General features: G+C 56.8%; 14 protein-coding genes. 9 read left to right on the top strand and 5 right to left on the bottom strand.

Annotated features, from left to right (window positions below):
• Window positions 1-61 precede the first annotated feature (61 nt).
• From C2E15_RS17365 to C2E15_RS17355, 3 genes are all read right to left on the bottom strand, one after another.
• Window positions 62-1,459, bottom strand: a complete 1,398-nt coding sequence (locus C2E15_RS17365) for a sugar porter family MFS transporter (protein WP_104958477.1) — start codon at window positions 1,457-1,459, stop codon at window positions 62-64.
• Window positions 1,460-1,883: 424 nt separating this feature from the next.
• Window positions 1,884-3,035, bottom strand: coding sequence for a methionine adenosyltransferase (gene metK / locus C2E15_RS17360; RefSeq protein WP_104958476.1), 1,152 nt, complete (start codon window positions 3,033-3,035; stop codon window positions 1,884-1,886).
• Window positions 3,036-3,276: 241 nt separating this feature from the next.
• Entirely contained in the window at window positions 3,277-3,459 is a 183-nt protein-coding gene (locus C2E15_RS17355) for a hypothetical protein (RefSeq protein WP_104958475.1), read from the bottom strand.
• A gap of 357 nt (window positions 3,460-3,816) precedes the next feature.
• Between C2E15_RS17355 and speA the strand changes: the two genes are divergently transcribed.
• A complete protein-coding gene (gene speA, locus C2E15_RS17345; RefSeq protein WP_104958473.1) occupies window positions 3,817-5,793 on the top strand; it encodes a biosynthetic arginine decarboxylase in 1,977 nt (658 codons plus the stop codon).
• Between the two features lie 178 nt (window positions 5,794-5,971).
• Window positions 5,972-6,907, top strand: coding sequence for an agmatinase (gene speB, locus C2E15_RS17340; RefSeq protein ID WP_104958472.1), 936 nt, complete (start codon window positions 5,972-5,974; stop codon window positions 6,905-6,907).
• 301 nt (window positions 6,908-7,208) lie between these two features.
• Here speB and loiP read toward each other — a convergent pair whose 3' ends face one another.
• Window positions 7,209-7,967: a metalloprotease LoiP gene (gene loiP / locus C2E15_RS17335; protein ID WP_104958471.1), complete on the bottom strand. Its 759-nt coding sequence runs from the start codon at window positions 7,965-7,967 to the stop codon at window positions 7,209-7,211.
• Window positions 7,968-8,259: 292 nt separating this feature from the next.
• Here loiP and tkt point away from each other — a divergent pair, with 292 nt between their 5' ends.
• Complete coding sequence (gene tkt / locus C2E15_RS17330) at window positions 8,260-10,251, top strand: transketolase (RefSeq protein WP_104958470.1); 1,992 nt, start codon at window positions 8,260-8,262, stop codon at window positions 10,249-10,251.
• A gap of 259 nt (window positions 10,252-10,510) precedes the next feature.
• On the opposite strand, the gene C2E15_RS17325 is transcribed toward tkt, so the two are convergent.
• On the bottom strand, window positions 10,511-11,041 hold the full coding sequence (locus tag C2E15_RS17325; protein WP_167391894.1) for a bactofilin family protein: 531 nt from the start codon (window positions 11,039-11,041) through the stop codon (window positions 10,511-10,513).
• A 610-nt stretch (window positions 11,042-11,651) separates the two neighbouring features.
• On the opposite strand from C2E15_RS17325, the gene epd reads away from it, so the two are divergent.
• From epd to C2E15_RS17295, 6 genes are all read left to right on the top strand, one after another.
• The gene (epd, locus tag C2E15_RS17320) at window positions 11,652-12,671 is read left to right on the top strand and encodes an erythrose-4-phosphate dehydrogenase (protein WP_104958468.1); all 1,020 of its coding nucleotides are present in this window, start codon (window positions 11,652-11,654) and stop codon (window positions 12,669-12,671) included.
• A 50-nt stretch (window positions 12,672-12,721) separates the two neighbouring features.
• Window positions 12,722-13,885 carry a phosphoglycerate kinase gene (pgk, locus tag C2E15_RS17315; RefSeq protein ID WP_104958467.1) on the top strand — a complete coding sequence of 388 codons (1,164 nt, stop codon included), beginning with the start codon at window positions 12,722-12,724 and terminating at the stop codon, window positions 13,883-13,885.
• 96 nt (window positions 13,886-13,981) lie between these two features.
• A complete protein-coding gene (gene fbaA / locus C2E15_RS17310; protein ID WP_104958466.1) occupies window positions 13,982-15,061 on the top strand; it encodes a class II fructose-bisphosphate aldolase in 1,080 nt (359 codons plus the stop codon).
• A 184-nt stretch (window positions 15,062-15,245) separates the two neighbouring features.
• Complete coding sequence (mscS, locus tag C2E15_RS17305; RefSeq protein WP_104958465.1) at window positions 15,246-16,121, top strand: small-conductance mechanosensitive channel MscS; 876 nt, start codon at window positions 15,246-15,248, stop codon at window positions 16,119-16,121.
• 146 nt (window positions 16,122-16,267) lie between these two features.
• Window positions 16,268-16,891: an arginine exporter ArgO gene (gene argO / locus C2E15_RS17300; protein ID WP_104958464.1), complete on the top strand. Its 624-nt coding sequence runs from the start codon at window positions 16,268-16,270 to the stop codon at window positions 16,889-16,891.
• A gap of 172 nt (window positions 16,892-17,063) precedes the next feature.
• Window positions 17,064-17,789, top strand: coding sequence for an oxidative stress defense protein (locus tag C2E15_RS17295; protein ID WP_104958463.1), 726 nt, complete (start codon window positions 17,064-17,066; stop codon window positions 17,787-17,789).
• Window positions 17,790-17,806: the final 17 nt, after the last annotated feature.

Below are 17,806 nucleotides of genomic sequence, written 5' to 3'. Positions count from 1 at the left end.
CGTTTATCAGGGCGAAAAAAAGGGGCCGCAGTATGCGGCCCTCTGATACAAAGCGGTGTTATCAGTCGTGCGAACCGATATCGCGCAGTTTCTTACCGGACATCAGGTTACGTTCGATATGTTCCAGCGAGACGTTTTTCGTCTCCGGGATCAGCATCACGGTAAAGATGATGAACAGAATATTCAGGCCCGCATAGACCCAGAAGGTGTTGGCGTTGCCCAGCGTATTCAGCATCGTCAGGAAGGTCGCGCCGACGATCATGTTGGCGATCCAGTTGGTGGTGGTGGAGACGGTGATACCGAAATCGCGGCCTTTCAGCGGCTGAATTTCAGAACACAGTACCCAAATCAGCGGACCGGCGCTCATGGCGAAGCCGATGATAAACATTAGCAGCATGGCGATAGCAAAGTACTGCGCGCCCTGCGATTCGATGCCGAGATGCAGCATAGTGCCCAGTACGCCCATGCCGGTCGCCATCACCAGGAAGCCCAGCGTCAGGGTCGGCTTACGGCCCCAGCGATCTACCAGACCGATGGCGATAAAGGTTGCCAGTACGTTGATCAGGCCGACAATTACCGTGCCCCACATCTGCTCTTTGGTATCGCTGAAGCCGGCGATTTCAAAGATTTTCGGCGCGTAGTACATGATGACGTTCATACCGGTGAACTGTTGCATCACCTGCAGCAGCACGCCGAGGAACACCGCGCGACGGAAGTGGCTGTTGCTGCGGAACAGGCTCCAGCCGGTCTGCTTGATTTTCAGGCTTTCACGGATCTCATCCAGCTCGCGTTTCGCCTGTTCGCTGGTGTCGCGCAGGCGATCCAGCACACGCTGCGCGTCGCGGAAGTGGCCCTTCGCCGCCAGCCAGCGCGGGCTGTTAGGCAGGAAGAAGACGCCGACCAGCAGCAGAATTGCCGGGATAGTGATCACGCCCAACATCCAGCGCCAGTTGCCGGTGTAGCTGAACGCGGTGTCGGAGAGGTAGGCGCCGAGGATACCGATGGTGATCATCAGCTGGTAGAGCGAAATCATGCTGCCGCGAATTTTCTCCGGCGCGATTTCAGACAGGTACAGCGGCGCGGTATAGGAGGCGACGCCCACGGCCAGGCCAAGCACCACGCGTGCGGCGATCAGCATTTCCGGGTTCGGCGCCATCGCCGACCAGAGCGAACCGATAACGAACAGGACAGCGCCCGCCATCAGGCTCTTTTTACGACCGAGGCGGGAAGACATCCAGCCGCTGCCGATCGCGCCAATGGCGGCGCCAAACATCATGGAGCTGACAATCCACTCCTGCTGATGGCTGGTGACGTTAAAATCCTTAGCGATAAAGGGCAGGGCGCCGGCGATAACACCGATGTCCAGACCAAACAGCAGGCCGGCAAGGGCTGCAAGAAAGCAGACAAATAAGGTCATGACCTTATTTGAAGTTCTGCCTTTGTGGGTATTACCAGGCATAGTGCCTCCGAATAGAATCTCTCGTTGTAGTTATCAATGTTAAGAAACCTGAGCAGGGCAAAAAGTGAGACGGATCACAGAGGTGTAATCGGTTACACACGCCAGAACCCTGAAAACCAGCATTTATCACCGGGCTCAGATTAAATAACCAGTAAGGTATAGCACCCGTTAAGTTTCTGACACGCCAGTGTTAACCGGCTATCAGACGACGCTGAAAATAACGCATTTCCCGGCAAAATACATCCGCGATTAATTCCTAAATGGCAGAAATATAAGGCCTTTCAATTTGTAAGCGTTATCATGCCAGCGGTAAGCACAGGCAACGAAAAGTGTAGCTGGTGAGGCGGAAAATGAGGGATAAAAAAGGGGCACTACGTGCCCCTTCAAGGTGTTACGTCACTCTGAGCAGAGCGGCGAAAGGTTTTTACAGACCGGCCGCGTCGCGCAACTGCTGCGCTTTATCGGTTTTTTCCCACGGGAAATGCTCGCGGCCGAAGTGGCCGTAAGCTGCCGTTTCACGGTAGATCGGCTGCAGCAGATCCAGCATCTGAATCAGGCCGTAAGGACGCAGATCGAAGAACTCGCGCACCAGCAGCGTCAGCTGCTCGGTCGGGATTTTCTCGGTGCCGAAGGTTTCCACCATGATGGAGGTCGGCTCCGCTACGCCGATAGCGTAGGAAACCTGGATCTCACAGCGATCCGCCAGGCCGGCTGCGACGATGTTTTTCGCCACGTAGCGTGCCGCATAGGCTGCAGAACGGTCTACTTTAGACGGGTCTTTGCCGGAGAAGGCGCCGCCGCCGTGGCGCGCCATGCCGCCGTAGGTGTCAACGATGATCTTACGGCCGGTCAGGCCGCAGTCGCCCATCGGGCCGCCGATAACGAAACGGCCGGTCGGGTTGATGAAATATTTGGTATTGGCGTTCAGCCACTCGGTCGGCAGCACCGGTTTGATGATCTCTTCCATTACCGCCTCTTTCAGCGCGGACTGGGAAATCTCTTCTGAATGCTGGGTGGACAGCACTACCGCGTCGATACCGACGATTTTGCCGGCGTCATACTGGAAGGTCACCTGGCTTTTCGCATCCGGACGCAGCCACGGCAGCGCGCCGTTTTTACGCACTTCAGACTGACGCTGCACCAGACGGTGCGCGTAGGTGACCGGCGCTGGCATCAGCACGTCGGTTTCGTTAGTGGCATAGCCGAACATCAGGCCCTGGTCGCCCGCGCCCTGTTCCAGCGGATCGGTGCGGTCAACGCCCTGGTTGATGTCGGGAGACTGTTTGCCGATGGCGCTCAGTACGGCGCAGGAGTTGGCGTCAAAGCCCATATCGGAGTGGACATAGCCGATGTCGCGCACGGTCTGACGGGTGATCTCTTCGATATCAACCCAGGCGCTGGTGGTGATTTCACCGCCGACCAGCACCATGCCTGTTTTCACATAGGTTTCGCAGGCGACGCGTGCTTTGGGGTCCTGAGCGAGGATCGCATCAAGAACCGCATCCGAAATCTGGTCAGCGATTTTATCAGGATGTCCCTCTGATACAGACTCGGAGGTAAAAAGGTGTTTAGCCATTTTATTCTTTACCTTACTAAAACGGTTTAATAAAAAACTGCCTGGTGCAGGAGAAAAGCTCAGCCTGACCCGACGCCCCTTCAGGCAAAGCCGTGAGCAGTACAGGAGTTAACCAGTTTAGATGGATTAACATCTGGACGTCCATTTTAGGTTACTCCCTCAGCGAATTGCCAGCCCTTTTTCGCTCTGAGCATTTTCTGAGTATCGGCAAGCGGCAAAATTTCCTGACAGCAATTGCAGGTTACATAATTTGTTTTTGCATTTTGCCCCCCGCAACGGTATAAAACGCGGCTGCTGTTTTCAGCGAAAAAAGGGCGCCTTGCGTCCGGCCCGTCAGATTCCAAATCTGATTTTCACCCTCAGGCCTTTTTTCCACATGCCCGGCATGTGTGGAGGTGATACGAGTAATGAACCAGGCTTTCATCCTTTCTTCCGGTTCGCTCTGCTGCGCAAACGTGCGGCTGTCTCTTTCCGTTCGCCTCTCCGCCCGCCTTTTCTGCCGAAGTTTTCTCTGTTTCGGTCATCAACACGACACGAGCGCAGGCTAACTTGCTACAGTTTTGACTGGGGCGCCCGGCGTTTCAGGGGCGTGCTGTGCTTTTTTTCTCCCGCAACACGGAGTTCGGCGACGTGTTTTACACTGAATCACTGCAGCAGTGGGCTAAGGCGACAGTTCAGCATTTTATGCTGGCGGCCAGACCGAAGCGCGGCTTGTTATGGCAGCGCCAAACTGCGATAGTTGTTAATTATTCTGCAACACTGGTTAACGTTGAGGTTCGCGATGTCTGACGACATAAAGAATATCAAGGGTTCGTCAGCAGGCGAACAGGGTGGACTGCGCTCGATGCAGGAGGTGGCGATGAGCGATCAAGATGCCAGCAGAATGCTGCGCACCTATAACATTGCCTGGTGGGGCAACAACTATTACGACGTCAACGAACTGGGGCACATCAGCGTCTGTCCCGATCCGGATATGCCGGACGTGCGCGTCGACCTCGCCCGGCTGGTAAAAGAGCGTGAGGCTGACGGCCAGCGTCTGCCGGCGCTGTTCTGCTTCCCGCAGATCCTGCAACACCGGCTGCGTTCCATTAACGCCGCGTTTAAACGCGCGCGCGAATCCTATGGCTACAACGGCGATTACTTCCTGGTTTACCCGATCAAGGTGAACCAGCATAAGCGCGTGATCGAATCGCTGATCAACTCCGGCGAGCCGCTGGGTCTTGAAGCGGGTTCCAAAGCGGAGCTGATGGCGGTGCTGGCGCATGCCGGCAAGACACGTACGGTCATCGTCTGCAATGGTTACAAAGATCGCGAATATATCCGTCTGGCGCTGATCGGCGAGAAGATGGGCCACAAGGTTTACCTGGTGATTGAAAAAATGACCGAGGTAAAACTGGTGCTGGAAGAGGCGGAGCGCCTGAACGTCGTGCCGCGTCTCGGCATCCGCGCCCGTCTGGCCTCTCAGGGCTCCGGCAAATGGCAGTCGAGCGGCGGCGAAAAATCGAAGTTCGGTCTTTCCGCGTCGCAGGTGCTGCAGCTGGTGGAAATTATGCGCAACGCCGGCCGTCTCGACAGCCTGCAGCTGCTGCATTTCCATCTCGGCTCGCAGATGGCGAATATTCGCGATATCGCCACCGGCGTACGCGAATCGGCGCGTTTCTACGTTGAGCTGGCGAAGCTGGGCGTCAACATTCACTGCTTCGACGTCGGCGGCGGTCTTGGCGTCGATTATGAAGGCACCCGCTCGCAGTCCGACTGTTCAGTAAACTATGGCCTGAACGAATACGCCAACAACGTGATTTGGGCCATCGGCGACGCTTGTGAAGAGCATGGTCTGCCGCACCCGACGGTGATCACCGAATCGGGCCGCGCCGTCACCGCGCACCATACGGTGCTGGTCTCTAATATCATCGGCGTGGAGCGCAACGAATTCAGCAAACCCTCCGAGCCTGACGCGGACGCGCCGCGCCCGCTGCTCAGCATGTGGGAAACCTGGCAGGAGATGCACGAGCCGAACACGCGTCGTTCGCTGCGCGAGTGGCTGCACGACAGCCAGATGGATCTGCACGATATCCATACCGGCTATTCGCAGGGCACCTACGACCTGTCGCAGCGCGCCTGGGCGGAGCAGCTCTATCTGAGCATCTGCCACTATATTCAGCAGCATCTGGATCCGAGCAACCGCGCCCATCGACCGATCATCGATGAGCTGCAGGAGCGTATGGCGGACAAGATTTACGTCAACTTCTCGCTGTTCCAGTCAATGCCGGATGCCTGGGGCATCGATCAGCTCTTCCCGGTACTGCCGCTGGAAGGCCTGGATAAGCCGCCGGAGCGTCGCGCGGTACTGCTGGATATCACCTGTGATTCCGACGGCACCATCGACCATTACGTCGACGGCGACGGTATCGCCACCACCATGCCGATGCCGCAGTACGACGTGGACAATCCGCCGATGCTCGGCTTCTTTATGGTCGGCGCCTATCAGGAAATTCTGGGCAACATGCATAACCTGTTCGGCGATACCGAAGCGGTGGATGTATACGCCTTCCAGGACGGCAGCGTGGAAGTGCAGCTCTCCGATGAAGGGGATACGGTGGCGGACATGCTGGAGTATGTGCAGCTGAATCCGCAGGAGCTGCTGGATCTGTTCCGCTCTCAGGTGAAGCAAAGCGATCTGGACGAGGAGCTGCGCGCGCAGTTCCTGGAAGAGTTCGAGGCGGGCCTGTACGGCTACACCTATCTGGAAGACGAATAAGCGCGATGCGGCGGCAAGGGTCACAAAATGACATTGCCGCCAGCGCGCCGCGCGGCGATAATCGCCGCCAGCAGACCTACCCATCAATCCCTTCCTCGTCGGGTTTAACGACGCGGAGGGGATTTTTTTCATCTGAACAGCCATGTCGGCCGCGCCGCCATGCATAAAAGGAGTTGTTATGAATAACACCAACACCTTAGGCCATCAGTACGATAATTCGCTGGTATCAAACGCCTTCGGCTTTATGCGTTTCCCGGTTAATTTCCAGCCGTACGACAGCGATGCCGAGTGGGTGATCACCGGTATTCCGTTCGACGCCGCCACCTCCGGCCGTCCGGGCAGCCGCCTGGGCCCGGGCGCGATCCGTCAGATCTCCACCAACCTGGCGTGGGAAGGCTGCCGCTGGCCGTGGAATTTCGATCTGCGCGAGCGTCTGAATGTTATCGACTGCGGCGATCTGGTTTACGCTTTCGGCGATTCCCAGGATCTGACCGACAAACTGCAGGCGCATGCGGAAAAACTGCTGGCCAGCGGTAAACGCATGCTGACCTTCGGCGGCGACCACTACATCACGCTGCCGCTGCTGCGCGCGCACGCGAAGCATTTCGGCAAAATGGCGCTGGTGCATTTCGATGCGCACACCGACACCTACTCCAACGGCCCGACCTTCGACCACGGCACCATGTTCCACCATGCGCCGCAGGAAGGCCTGATCGCACCTGAGCGATCGGTGCAAATCGGCATTCGCACCGAGTTCGATAAAGATTTGGGCTATCACATACTGGATGCGGCCCAGGTCAACGATCGCGGCGTGGACGATATTCTGGCGCAGGTGAAACAGATCGTCGGCGATATGCCGGTCTACCTGACCTTCGATATCGACTGCCTCGACCCGGCCCATGCGCCTGGCACCGGCACGCCGGTTATCGGCGGCCTGACTACCGATAAAGCGCTGAAGCTGATCCGCGGCCTGCAGGGTCTGAATATCATCGGTATGGATCTGGTGGAAGTGGCCCCGGGCTACGACCAGTCCGATCTGACTTCGCTGGCGGCGGCGACTATCGCGCTGGATATGCTGCACGTTCAGGCGGTCAACAAAGCCAATAAAGGCTAACGCCTTTGCCGCTGCGTCCTGCGGGCGCGGCGGCGCTTTTCCTTTCCCTTCGCGTTTAATGCGTAAGCCCGCCCGGGCGACTTTTTTGCCTTGCCGATGCGTCGGCCAGCGCCTGAGCCCCCCTGATCATTGCGGCAGTAAAACGCAGCCTGAAGGCGATTTGCCTGGCCGGGGATAAACCTTTGCCTGAAACAAAAGGCGCTTTGCCGCAGTGCCGCAGAAGAGTAAGTGTGGCCGCTCGCAGGGAAGGGGAAGAGTGACTGCAGAAAGAAAAAGGGAGGAAGCGTTCCTCCCGATAAGCTTATTTAACGCCGTCGGCGGCCATACGTTCGCGGATATGCTGCGCGCGCGCTTCCGAAGCGGGGTGATCGTCAAACATCGAACTCTGGTGGGTGCCTTCCAGCTTCGCCAGTTTTTCAAAGCTGGTGACCAGGCCGTTCGGATTGATGCCGCGTTTTTTCAGCAGATCGTAGGAGTAGTCATCCGCCTGCGACTCCTGCGTCTGGGAGAACTGCGCGCTAACCAGCTTTTGCCCCAGCTCGCCCAGCTGCGACTGCGACAGGCTGGCGGCGATGCCGCCCATCGACGCGGCGGCGGTGCGCGCGGCGGTGGTAGCGTAAGCAACCTGCATCGCCTTGCGCGAGTGGCCCAGCGCCACGTGGCCCATCTCATGGCCCAGCACCGCTTCCACTTCGTTATCGGTCATCATATCCATCAGACCGCTGTAAACGCGGATGCAGCCGTTGGCCATCGCCCAGGCGTTAACGTCTTTGGTGAGATAGACCTTATAGTTGGCCGGCGTGCCGTTAATATTGTTGCCCAGCGCGGCGGCGATTTTATCCAGACGCTTCTGGTATTCGCTGCCGGGCTGCGCGATTTTCGCTTCGCTGTCCATCTGCTGGCAGGATTGTTCGCTGAGCGTCTTCACCTGATCGTTGCTTAAGGTAACGGCCTGGAAGGCCTGGGCACCGGATTGCATTAATGCGGAGCTATCAAGATTCTGACAACCAGAGAGTAACGTGGCGAGGGAAATCGCCATCACACAAGCACGGATTTTCATTCCTTTCTCATCCCTTAACAGTAACAAGGCAATAAAAAAAACAGAGGCCCGAATAAACTGCGCAGCGCGGTTTTATCCGGGAAGCGTTTTTTATAACGGTTCTGGGAAATAAAGCCCAGCAGACAACGCTTAAAGCGTAAATTGTCCCTGATATTTTGCAGAGTGCGCCATGTACTTTCACCCCGCTTTTCATGTACATTGTTTGGCGACTTTTCTTTGACTTTGCCTGATAACTCATTAATTACAATAGGTTAAGGAAGGCGAAGCACAATAATCCGACCTGGAGTAAAACATGTCTTCTCGTAAAGAGCTTGCCAACGCTATTCGCGCTTTGAGTATGGACGCTGTGCAGAAAGCGAAATCTGGCCATCCGGGCGCCCCGATGGGCATGGCTGATATTGCCGAAGTATTGTGGCGTGACTATATGAACCACAATCCGACCAATCCGCTGTGGGCAGATCGCGATCGCTTTGTCCTCTCCAACGGCCACGGCTCGATGCTGATTTACAGCCTGCTGCACCTCACCGGCTACGATCTGCCGATCGGCGAGCTACAGAATTTCCGTCAGCTGCACTCTAAAACGCCAGGTCATCCGGAGTTCGGCTACACCGCCGGCGTGGAAACCACCACCGGCCCGCTCGGCCAGGGCATTGCCAACGCGGTAGGCATGGCCATCGCGGAACGCACCATGGCCGCACAGTTCAACCGTCCGGGTCATGAAATTGTCGATCACCATACGTACGTCTTTATGGGCGACGGCTGCATGATGGAAGGTATCTCTCACGAAGTCTGCTCGCTGGCGGGCACGCTGAAGCTGGGCAAGCTGGTGGCGTTTTATGATGACAATGGCATCTCCATCGACGGTCACGTAGAAGAGTGGTTCAGCGACGACACCGGCGCCCGTTTCGAAGCGTACGGCTGGCATGTGGTGCGCGGCGTCGACGGCCACGATGCGGAATCGATCAAAAAAGCGATTGAAGAAGCGAAAGCGGTCAGCGATAAGCCTTCGCTGCTGATGTGCAAAACCGTTATTGGTTTCGGTTCGCCAAACAAAGCGGGCACCCATGATTCGCACGGCGCGCCGCTGGGCGACGATGAAATCGCGCTGACCCGCAAGCAGCTGGGTTGGGAACACGCGCCGTTCGTTATCCCGCAGGAGATCTACGCCGAGTGGGATGCAAAAGAAGCTGGTCGGATCAAAGAAGCGGCCTGGCAAGAAAAATTCAACGCCTACGCGCAGGCTTACCCGCAGCTGGCAAGCGAATTTACCCGTCGTATGAGCAATGCGCTGCCGGAAAACTGGCAGGAAGATGCGCAGAAGTTCATTGAACAGCTGCAGGCGAACCCGGCGAAGATCGCCAGCCGCAAGGCATCGCAGAACGCCATCGAAGCGTTCGGTAAACTGCTGCCGGAATACCTTGGCGGCTCCGCTGACCTGGCGCCGAGCAACCTGACCATGTGGTCCGGCTCGAAAGGCATCAACCAGGATGCGGCAGGCAACTATATTCACTATGGCGTGCGCGAGTTCGGTATGACCGCTATTGCCAACGGTATCGCGCTGCACGGCGGCTTCCTGCCTTATACCGCCACCTTCCTGATGTTCGTGGAGTATGCGCGCAACGCGGCACGTATGGCGGCGCTGATGAAGATCCGTCAGGTTATGGTCTATACCCATGACTCTATCGGTCTGGGCGAAGATGGCCCGACGCACCAGCCGGTTGAGCAGCTGGCGAGCCTGCGCGTTACGCCGAACATGAGTACCTGGCGTCCATGCGACCAGGTGGAATCCGCCGTAGCGTGGAAATACGCTATCGAGCGCCAGGATGGCCCGACCGCGCTGATTTTCTCTCGTCAGAACCTGGCGCAGCAAACGCGCGACGCAGAGCAGCTGGCGAACATCGCGCGCGGCGCCTACGTGCTGAAAGGCTGCGAAGGCCAGCCGCAGCTGATTCTGATCGCAACCGGTTCGGAAGTGGAGCTGGCGGTCGCCGCCTGGGATCGTCTGACCTCCGAAGGCTATCGCGTGCGCGTGGTTTCTATGCCGTCTACCGATGCGTTCGACAAGCAGGATGAAGCCTACCGTGAATCCGTGCTGCCGAAAGCGGTCAGCGCGCGCGTGGCGATTGAAGCGGGCATCGCTGACTACTGGTACAAATATACCGGCCTGAACGGCGCCATTATCGGTATGACCAGCTTCGGCGAATCCGCGCCGGCAGAGCAGCTGTTCGAGCTGTTTGGCTTCACCGTGGATAACGTAGTCGCCAGGGCGAAAGCGATTCTGTAAATAACAGGTCGTCCGGCTAACGGACGAACCTGCTTTTCCAGCGGCGCGGCATAAAAACCGCGCCGCTATTTATTTTCCCTGCAGGCTATTGCCGCTTATCCAGACGGTAAATAAGTTATTGCGCCTCGGCGTTATTAGCAAAATATAATGCGAAAGTTATTGCGCGCCATATTTAGCGGGCTTGTTGAGGGTATTCATTAATAGAGCGAGGAGCCGCTTATTTTATGGCGCGCCTTGCTGAACTGCAGTTAGCGCCTATTTATGGTATATTTCCCTGCACGTTATTCAGCACCTGCTGAATCATGGTTAATTTATCCTTGCCGGCCTCCTGGTCAATGGGTTTATTTTCCGGCACGCTCTGCTTTGTCGCCAGTGGCTTCGATAAGCCGTAAAAACGCCCGCTTTGATTAATTGAGAGATCATCGCTTTCAATCGTGCCGTCGATAAAGCCGCTGGCGTTAATCTCCACAACCGTGCTGGCGCAGACGCCTTTCACCTTACCGTCTACCACCACCTTCGCCGCATGGATCTCGCCCTCGACGTTACCCTGATTCAGTACATACACGGTTTTTTCCGCGGTGACCGTACCCTCAATGCTGCCGTTAATTTTCATGTCGCCGGACGAGGTTAATTCGCCTTTAATATGGCAGCAGGCGGGAATAATGGTCGCCTCCCTATCGATTATCACGGCGGAAGAGACCGTCTCGCTATTATCCGCGACAGGCGGTGCAGCGGCAGCCGGCGCATTATCCATAATGGTATGGGTGTGGGAAATGTTACGTTTAAACATCATCAATCCTTTGTCAGGCCTTAAATAACGGAGAAGAAATAAAACAATGAAAAATAGAATGGCCGCCGGGGATATGATGATCAGCCAGGCAAATAACGCCCAGCCGCTTTCCCCTTTAAAGCAACAGGCCAGCAGAGCCAGCGCCCAGATTAACCAGACGCCCCAAAGCAGGTGGTAATTCATGCTCTCCTTTTACAAAACCGAATAGGCTCCGGCAGGACGGAGCGGCTTCTTTTCGATCGGCGGATAATGCCGCCGCGGCAAAAGCAGGCTGACAAGAGGCGCGTTATGGCGATGCGCACCCTATCGAAACGGCGGCGATGATGAAAAAAGAAGCAGGTTGAAAAACCACCTTACAATGATGTCGGGGCGAAGCGGCGCTTTCTGCGGCGATTTTTATTCAAAATTGTGATCTGTGTCAGAAGTTTGTTTTAAGGGTTGATCGCTGTCATTTTAATTATTCCTGGTAACGAATATTCTGGCTGAAGCGTTTCAGTTGGCTCGGTTTGCCCGGTGCGCAACGGTTGACGCCGGTGGATTTTTCCCTGTACAAATCGTAGCGGCTGGCTCAGGCTATCGGCACGTTTTTAGGTTCTGACGCAGGAGTATTATGACCCTTCGCGTAGCGATTAACGGCTTTGGTCGCATTGGACGCAGCGTCTTGCGTGCGCTGTATGAAACCGGACGCCGGGCGGAAATCCGCGTCGTCGCCATCAATGAGCTGGCGGAATCCGCCGGCATGGCGCATCTGCTGAAATATGACACCAGCCATGGCCGTTTCGCCTGGGAGGTACGTCAGGAGCGCGATCTGCTGTGGGTGGGCGACGATACCCTTCGTTTGCTGCACCTGGCGCAGATTGCCGATCTGCCGTGGCGCGAACTGAACGTCGACGTGGTGCTGGACTGTACCGGCATCTGGGGCAGTCGGGCCGATGGCGAAGCCCATCTGCAGGCGGGCGCGAAGAAAGTGCTGTTTTCCCATCCCGGCGGCGGCGATCTCGACGCCACGGTAGTGTTCGGCGTCAACGAACAGGCTCTTAAACAAACTGACCGCATCGTCTCCAACGCCTCCTGCACCACCAACTGTATTATTCCGATAATTAAGCTGCTGGACGACGCTTTCGGCATCGAATCGGGCGCGATCACCACTATCCATTCCGCGATGCATGACCAGCAGGTTATCGATGCTTATCACAGCGATCTGCGGCGCACGCGCGCTGCCAGTCAGTCGATAATTCCGGTCGACACGCGGCTTGCCGCGGGCATCGGCCGCATCCTGCCGCAGTTCCACGATCGCTTCGAAGCGATCGCCGTACGCGTGCCAACCATCAACGTTACCGCGATGGATCTGAGCGTCAGCGTGCGGGCGGCGGTGAGCGCCGCCGAGGTGAACGCGGTGCTGCAAAATGCCTCAGCAGGGGCTTTTAGTGGTATAGTTGACTATACGGAAATACCGTTAGTCTCGATCGATTTTAACCACGATCCGCACAGTGCCATAGTGGACGGCACGCAAACGCGGGTCAGCGGTCACCACCTGGTTAAGACATTAGTCTGGTGTGACAACGAATGGGGCTTCGCTAATCGGATGCTCGACACCACCTTAGCGATGGCCGCAAGCGGTTTCAGGTAAGACGCGGATGCGTCTGACAAAACTTATGAGAATCAACGAGAGGGTTCACCATGTCTGTAATTAAGATGACCGATCTGGATCTTGCTGGTAAACGCGTTCTGATCCGCGCCGATCTCAACGTGCCGGTTAAAGAAGGGAAAGTGACGTCAGACGCGCGTATCCGCGCTTCTCTGCCGACCATCGAAGCTGCCCTGAAGCAGGGCGCGAAAGTGATGGTGACATCGCACCTGGGTCGTCCGACCGAAGGCGAATACAACGAAGAGTTCTCGCTGCTGCCGGTGGTTAACTACCTGAAAGAGAAGCTGAACGGCACCAACGTGACGCTGGCGAAAGATTATCTGGACGGCGTGGAAGTGGGCGCCGGCGAGCTGGTCGTGCTGGAAAACGTGCGCTTCAACAAAGGCGAGAAGAAAGACGACGAAACCCTCTCTAAAAAATATGCGGCGCTGTGCGACGTGTTCGTTATGGACGCCTTCGGCACCGCGCACCGCGCACAGGCCTCTACTCACGGCGTCGGCAAGTTCGCGCCGATCGCCTGCGCCGGCCCGCTGCTTTCCGCTGAGCTGGAAGCGCTGGGCAAAGTGATGAACAACCCGGCTCGTCCGCTGGTTGCAGTGGTGGGCGGTTCTAAAGTCTCCACCAAATTCGACGTGCTGAATTCGCTGGTGAAAATCGCCGACACGGTGATCGTCGGCGGCGGCATCGCTAACACCTTCGTGGCTATCGACAACAACGTCGGCAAATCACTGTATGAGCCGGATTTCGTCGAAGCGGCGAAAGGCCTGCGCGATCAGTTCGGCATTCCGGTCCCGACTGACTCCCGCGTCGGCACGGAATTCTCTGAAACTGCGGCCGCAACGGTGAAAAAAGTTAACGAAGTTGCCGACAACGAAGAGATTATGGACTTCGGCGATGAAACGGCGCAGGCGATGGCGAAAGTGCTGAAAGAGGCGAAAACCATCCTGTGGAATGGCCCGGTAGGCGTGTTCGAATTCCCGAACTTCCGTAAAGGCACCGAAATCATCGCTAACGCGATTGCCGACAGCGAAGCTTTCTCCGTCGCAGGCGGCGGCGATACCCTGGCGGCGATCGATCTGTTCGGCATTGAAGATAAAATTTCTTATATCTCTACCGGCGGCGGCGCGTTCCTTGAGTTCGTGGAAGGCAAAAAACTGCCAGCGGTCGCTATGCTGGAAGAGCGCGCGAAACAGTAACCTTTGGGGCAGGGCGCAGGCCCTGCCAGAACGTATTGCCCAGCTTATGATATGGGCGTGAATCCGTAACACGGCCGACGAAACAGGACAAAACAGATGTCTAAAATTTTTGATTTCGTAAAACCAGGCGTTGTCACCGGTGATGACGTACAGAAAGTGTTCCAGGTAGCGAAAGAGAACAAATTTGCTCTGCCAGCAGTAAACTGCGTGGGCACCGACTCTATTAACGCCGTACTGGAAGCGGCCTCTAAGGTAAAAGCGCCGGTTATCGTTCAGTTCTCTAACGGCGGCGCCGCCTTCATCGCTGGCAAAGGCTTCAAATCAGACGAGCCGCAGGCTGCCGCTATTGCCGGTGCTATCGCAGGCGCGCACCATGTGCATCTGATGGCTGAAAAATATGGCGTGCCGGTTATCCTGCACACCGACCACTGCGCCAAAAAACTGCTGCCGTGGATCGACGGCCTGCTGGACGCGGGTGAGAAACACTTCGCGCAGACCGGCAAACCGCTGTTCTCTTCTCACATGATTGACCTGTCTGAAGAGTCTCTGGAAGAAAACATCGAAATCTGCAGCAAATACCTGGCGCGCATGGCGAAGATGGATATGACGCTGGAGATCGAACTGGGCGTAACCGGCGGTGAAGAAGATGGCGTGGATAACTCCCATCTCGACAGCTCCGCGCTCTACACTCAGCCGGAAGATGTTGACTACGCCTACACCAAGCTGAGCGAAGTGAGCCACCGCTTCACTATCGCCGCGTCCTTCGGCAACGTTCACGGCGTTTACAAGCCGGGCAACGTGGTGCTGACGCCGAAAATCCTGAAAAACTCTCAGGAATATGTGTGCCAGAAACACAACCTGCCGCATAACGCGCTGAACTTCGTGTTCCACGGCGGTTCTGGCTCTTCTGCGGAAGAGATCAAAGAGTCTATCGACTACGGCGTGATCAAAATGAATATCGACACCGACACCCAATGGGCGACCTGGGACGGTATTCTGCAGTACTACAAAAAGAACGAAGGCTATCTGCAGGCGCAGCTGGGTAACCCGGAAGGCGACGACAAGCCGAACAAGAAGTTCTACGATCCGCGCGTCTGGCTGCGTGCCGCACAGGCCTCAATGGTTGTGCGCTTAGAGCAGGCGTTCAAAGAACTGAACAACATCAATACGCTGTAATCGGCGCATTGTTGATAAAAGGCCCTGCGGGGCCTTTTTTACGTCATAGTGGTACAAAAATGTAACGTTTATCGTCAGTTACTTGGCGAAGCGGCAAGATATTGCTTACCCTTTGTTGATGGTTCGTCAGTTCCCGCTGACGGTTTTCGTTACTTTTTTGGGGAACCTACAACAGGGTGGATAAATGGAAGATTTAAACGTGGTCAACAGTATTAACAGCGCGAGCGGTTGGCTGGTACATAACCAGGCGTTGCTGCTGAGCTATGCGGTCAATATTGTCGCCGCCATTGCCATCGTTATTGTCGGGATGATTATCGCCCGCATTATCTCCAACGGCATTAACCGTCTGCTGCTGGCGCGGCATATCGACGCCACCGTCGCGGATTTCCTTTCGGCACTGGTGCGCTACGGCGTCATCGCCTTTACGCTGATTGCGGCGCTGGGCCGCGTTGGCGTGCAGACTGCCTCGGTGATCGCCGTACTGGGCGCCGCCGGTCTGGCCGTCGGCCTGGCGCTGCAGGGCTCGCTCTCTAACCTGGCTGCCGGCGTGCTGCTGGTCACCTTCCGTCCGTTCCGCACCGGCGAGTTCGTTGATCTTGGCGGCGTGATGGGCACCGTGCTGCATGTGCAGATCTTCTCCACCACGCTGCGCACCGGCGACGGCAAAATCGTCGTGGTGCCGAACGGTAAAATCATCGCCGGCAACATCGTGAACTTCTCACGCGAGCCGGTGCGCCGCAACGAGTTTGTGATCGGCGTAGCCTATGACGCCGATGTCGATCAGGTGATCGCCCTGCTGCGTGAAGTGGTGGATGCAGATCCGCGCGTGCTGCAGGATCGCGGCGTGCAGATCGGCCTGAACGAGCTGGCGGCCTCGTCGCTCAACTTCGTGGTGCGCTGCTGGAGCAACAGCGGCGATCTGCAGGACGTCTACTGGGATCTGATGAAAAACTTCAAGCGCACGCTGGATGCGCATAACATCGGCATTCCTTACCCACAGATGGATGTGCATCTGCATCAGGCGAAGCCGACTGAAGCCGAAACGGCGAAGGCCGAATAAAACGACGAAGGTTGACTAAGCTGAACGGGCGGGATGTTTCTCGCCCGTTTCTATTAGCCCCGCTGATGCCCGATTAATTCTTTCCATTTCCCCCCATCGACCCGCCGCTATACACTCCCTCGCCATCAGTATCGGGAGAAAAATCTATGTTATCCGTATATTTTCAAGGTGTTGCATTAGGCGTCGCGCTGATCCTGCCGCTGGGGCCGCAGAATGCGTTTGTGCTGAATCAGGGGATCCGCCGTCAGTATCATCTGATGACCGCGGCGCTCTGTTCGCTCAGCGATATCATTCTGATCTGCGCCGGCGTATTCGGCGGCAGCGCGCTGTTGAACCAGTCGCCGCTGCTGCTGAATCTGGTCACGTGGGGCGGGGTGGCCTTTCTGCTCTGGTATGGCTGGGGCGCGTTGCGCGCCGCCGTGAGCGCCAATATCGCTCTGGCCAGCGCCCAGGTAAAGCAGCAGAGCCGCTGGCGCATTGTCGCCACGCTGGCAGCGGTCACCTGGCTGAATCCGCATGTCTATCTGGATACCTTTGTGGTGCTGGGCAGTCTCGGCGGCCAGCTGCCCGCCGAGGCGCGGCGCTGGTTCGCGCTCGGTACCGTTAGCGCCTCCTGTCTTTGGTTCTTTAGCCTGGCGCTGCTGGCGGCGTGGCTCTCGCCGCGGCTCAGCACCCTTCGCGCGCAGCGCGTCATCAATCTGTTTGTCGGTCTGGTGATGTGGTTTATCGCCTTCCGGCTGGCAATGCAAGGGTTGGCCGGTTTCCACTGAGCCGCGCAATAATTCAACACGACGGGGCGGCAAAAAAGGAAACTTTTGCCAGAATAAAAACTCAGAGGAACACGCATGTTATCGGCCGCGCGCTTGTGGCAGGCTTGTGTCATTGTCAGGGCGAGGTAGCATGGCGCCCCGTTATTTGTTTTGTCTTCAAGGAGGACCGTTCGTGAAACTGAAAGCACTGGCACTGGCTGCCATGATGGGATTAGGCGCCGGCGCATCGGCGGCACACGCCGATGAGCTGCCTAACGGACCGCATATTGTGACTTCCGGTCAGGCCAGCGTCGACGCGCGCCCCGATATCGCCACGCTGGCTATCGAGGTTAACGTCTCTTCAAAGGATGCTGCCGCCGCGAAAAAACAGGCTGACGATCGCGTTGCCCAGTATTTCGATTTTCTGAGCAAAAACGGCATCGAGAAGAAAGATATCGATGCGGCCAACCTGCGCACTCAGCCGGAATATGACTACACCAAAGAAGGCAAATCGGTGCTGAAAGGCTACCGTGCGGTGCGTCAGGTGCAGGTAACGTTACGTCAGCTGGATAAGCTGAACGATCTGCTGGACGGCGCGCTGAAGTCGGGCCTGAATGAGATCCGTTCCGTAGAGCTGGGCGTGGCCAACCCGGATGATTACAAAGCGAAAGCGCGTCAGGCGGCGATTGAAAACGCCACGCAGCAGGCGACAGCGCTGGCGCAGGGCTTTAACGCCAAGCTGGGTCAGGTCTACAGTGTACGCTACCACGTTGCTAACTATCAGCCGATGCCGATAGCGCGGATGTATAAGGCGGCCGACGCGGCGCCGATGGCCTCCGCCGCAGAGACCTACGAACAACAGAGCATCCATTTCGACGATCAGGTGGACGTGGTGTTTGAGCTACAGCGTAATCCATAAAGTGAAAAGGCGACCTG

The organism is Mixta gaviniae (assembly GCF_002953195.1).
GTDB classification, from domain to species: Bacteria; Pseudomonadota; Gammaproteobacteria; order Enterobacterales; family Enterobacteriaceae; genus Mixta; species Mixta gaviniae.
The sequence above is the reverse complement of the archived record's forward strand: the minus strand, read 5'-3'. Positions and strand labels throughout refer to the sequence as shown.

Coding starts and splice junctions, on each gene's coding strand:
- C2E15_RS17355 (WP_104958475.1), bottom strand. CDS start 3,459: ATGAAAGCCTGGTTCATTACTCGTATCACCTCCACACATGCCGGGCAT.
- pgk (WP_104958467.1), top strand. CDS start 12,722: ATGTCTGTAATTAAGATGACCGATCTGGATCTTGCTGGTAAACGCGTT.
- tkt (WP_104958470.1), top strand. CDS start 8,260: ATGTCTTCTCGTAAAGAGCTTGCCAACGCTATTCGCGCTTTGAGTATG.
- speB (WP_104958472.1), top strand. CDS start 5,972: ATGAATAACACCAACACCTTAGGCCATCAGTACGATAATTCGCTGGTA.
- argO (WP_104958464.1), top strand. CDS start 16,268: ATGTTATCCGTATATTTTCAAGGTGTTGCATTAGGCGTCGCGCTGATC.
- mscS (WP_104958465.1), top strand. CDS start 15,246: ATGGAAGATTTAAACGTGGTCAACAGTATTAACAGCGCGAGCGGTTGG.
- C2E15_RS17365 (WP_104958477.1), bottom strand. CDS start 1,459: ATGCCTGGTAATACCCACAAAGGCAGAACTTCAAATAAGGTCATGACC.
- metK (WP_104958476.1), bottom strand. CDS start 3,035: ATGGCTAAACACCTTTTTACCTCCGAGTCTGTATCAGAGGGACATCCT.
- speA (WP_104958473.1), top strand. CDS start 3,817: ATGTCTGACGACATAAAGAATATCAAGGGTTCGTCAGCAGGCGAACAG.
- fbaA (WP_104958466.1), top strand. CDS start 13,982: ATGTCTAAAATTTTTGATTTCGTAAAACCAGGCGTTGTCACCGGTGAT.
- loiP (WP_104958471.1), bottom strand. CDS start 7,967: ATGAAAATCCGTGCTTGTGTGATGGCGATTTCCCTCGCCACGTTACTC.
- epd (WP_104958468.1), top strand. CDS start 11,652: ATGACCCTTCGCGTAGCGATTAACGGCTTTGGTCGCATTGGACGCAGC.
- C2E15_RS17325 (WP_167391894.1), bottom strand. CDS start 11,041: ATGTTTAAACGTAACATTTCCCACACCCATACCATTATGGATAATGCG.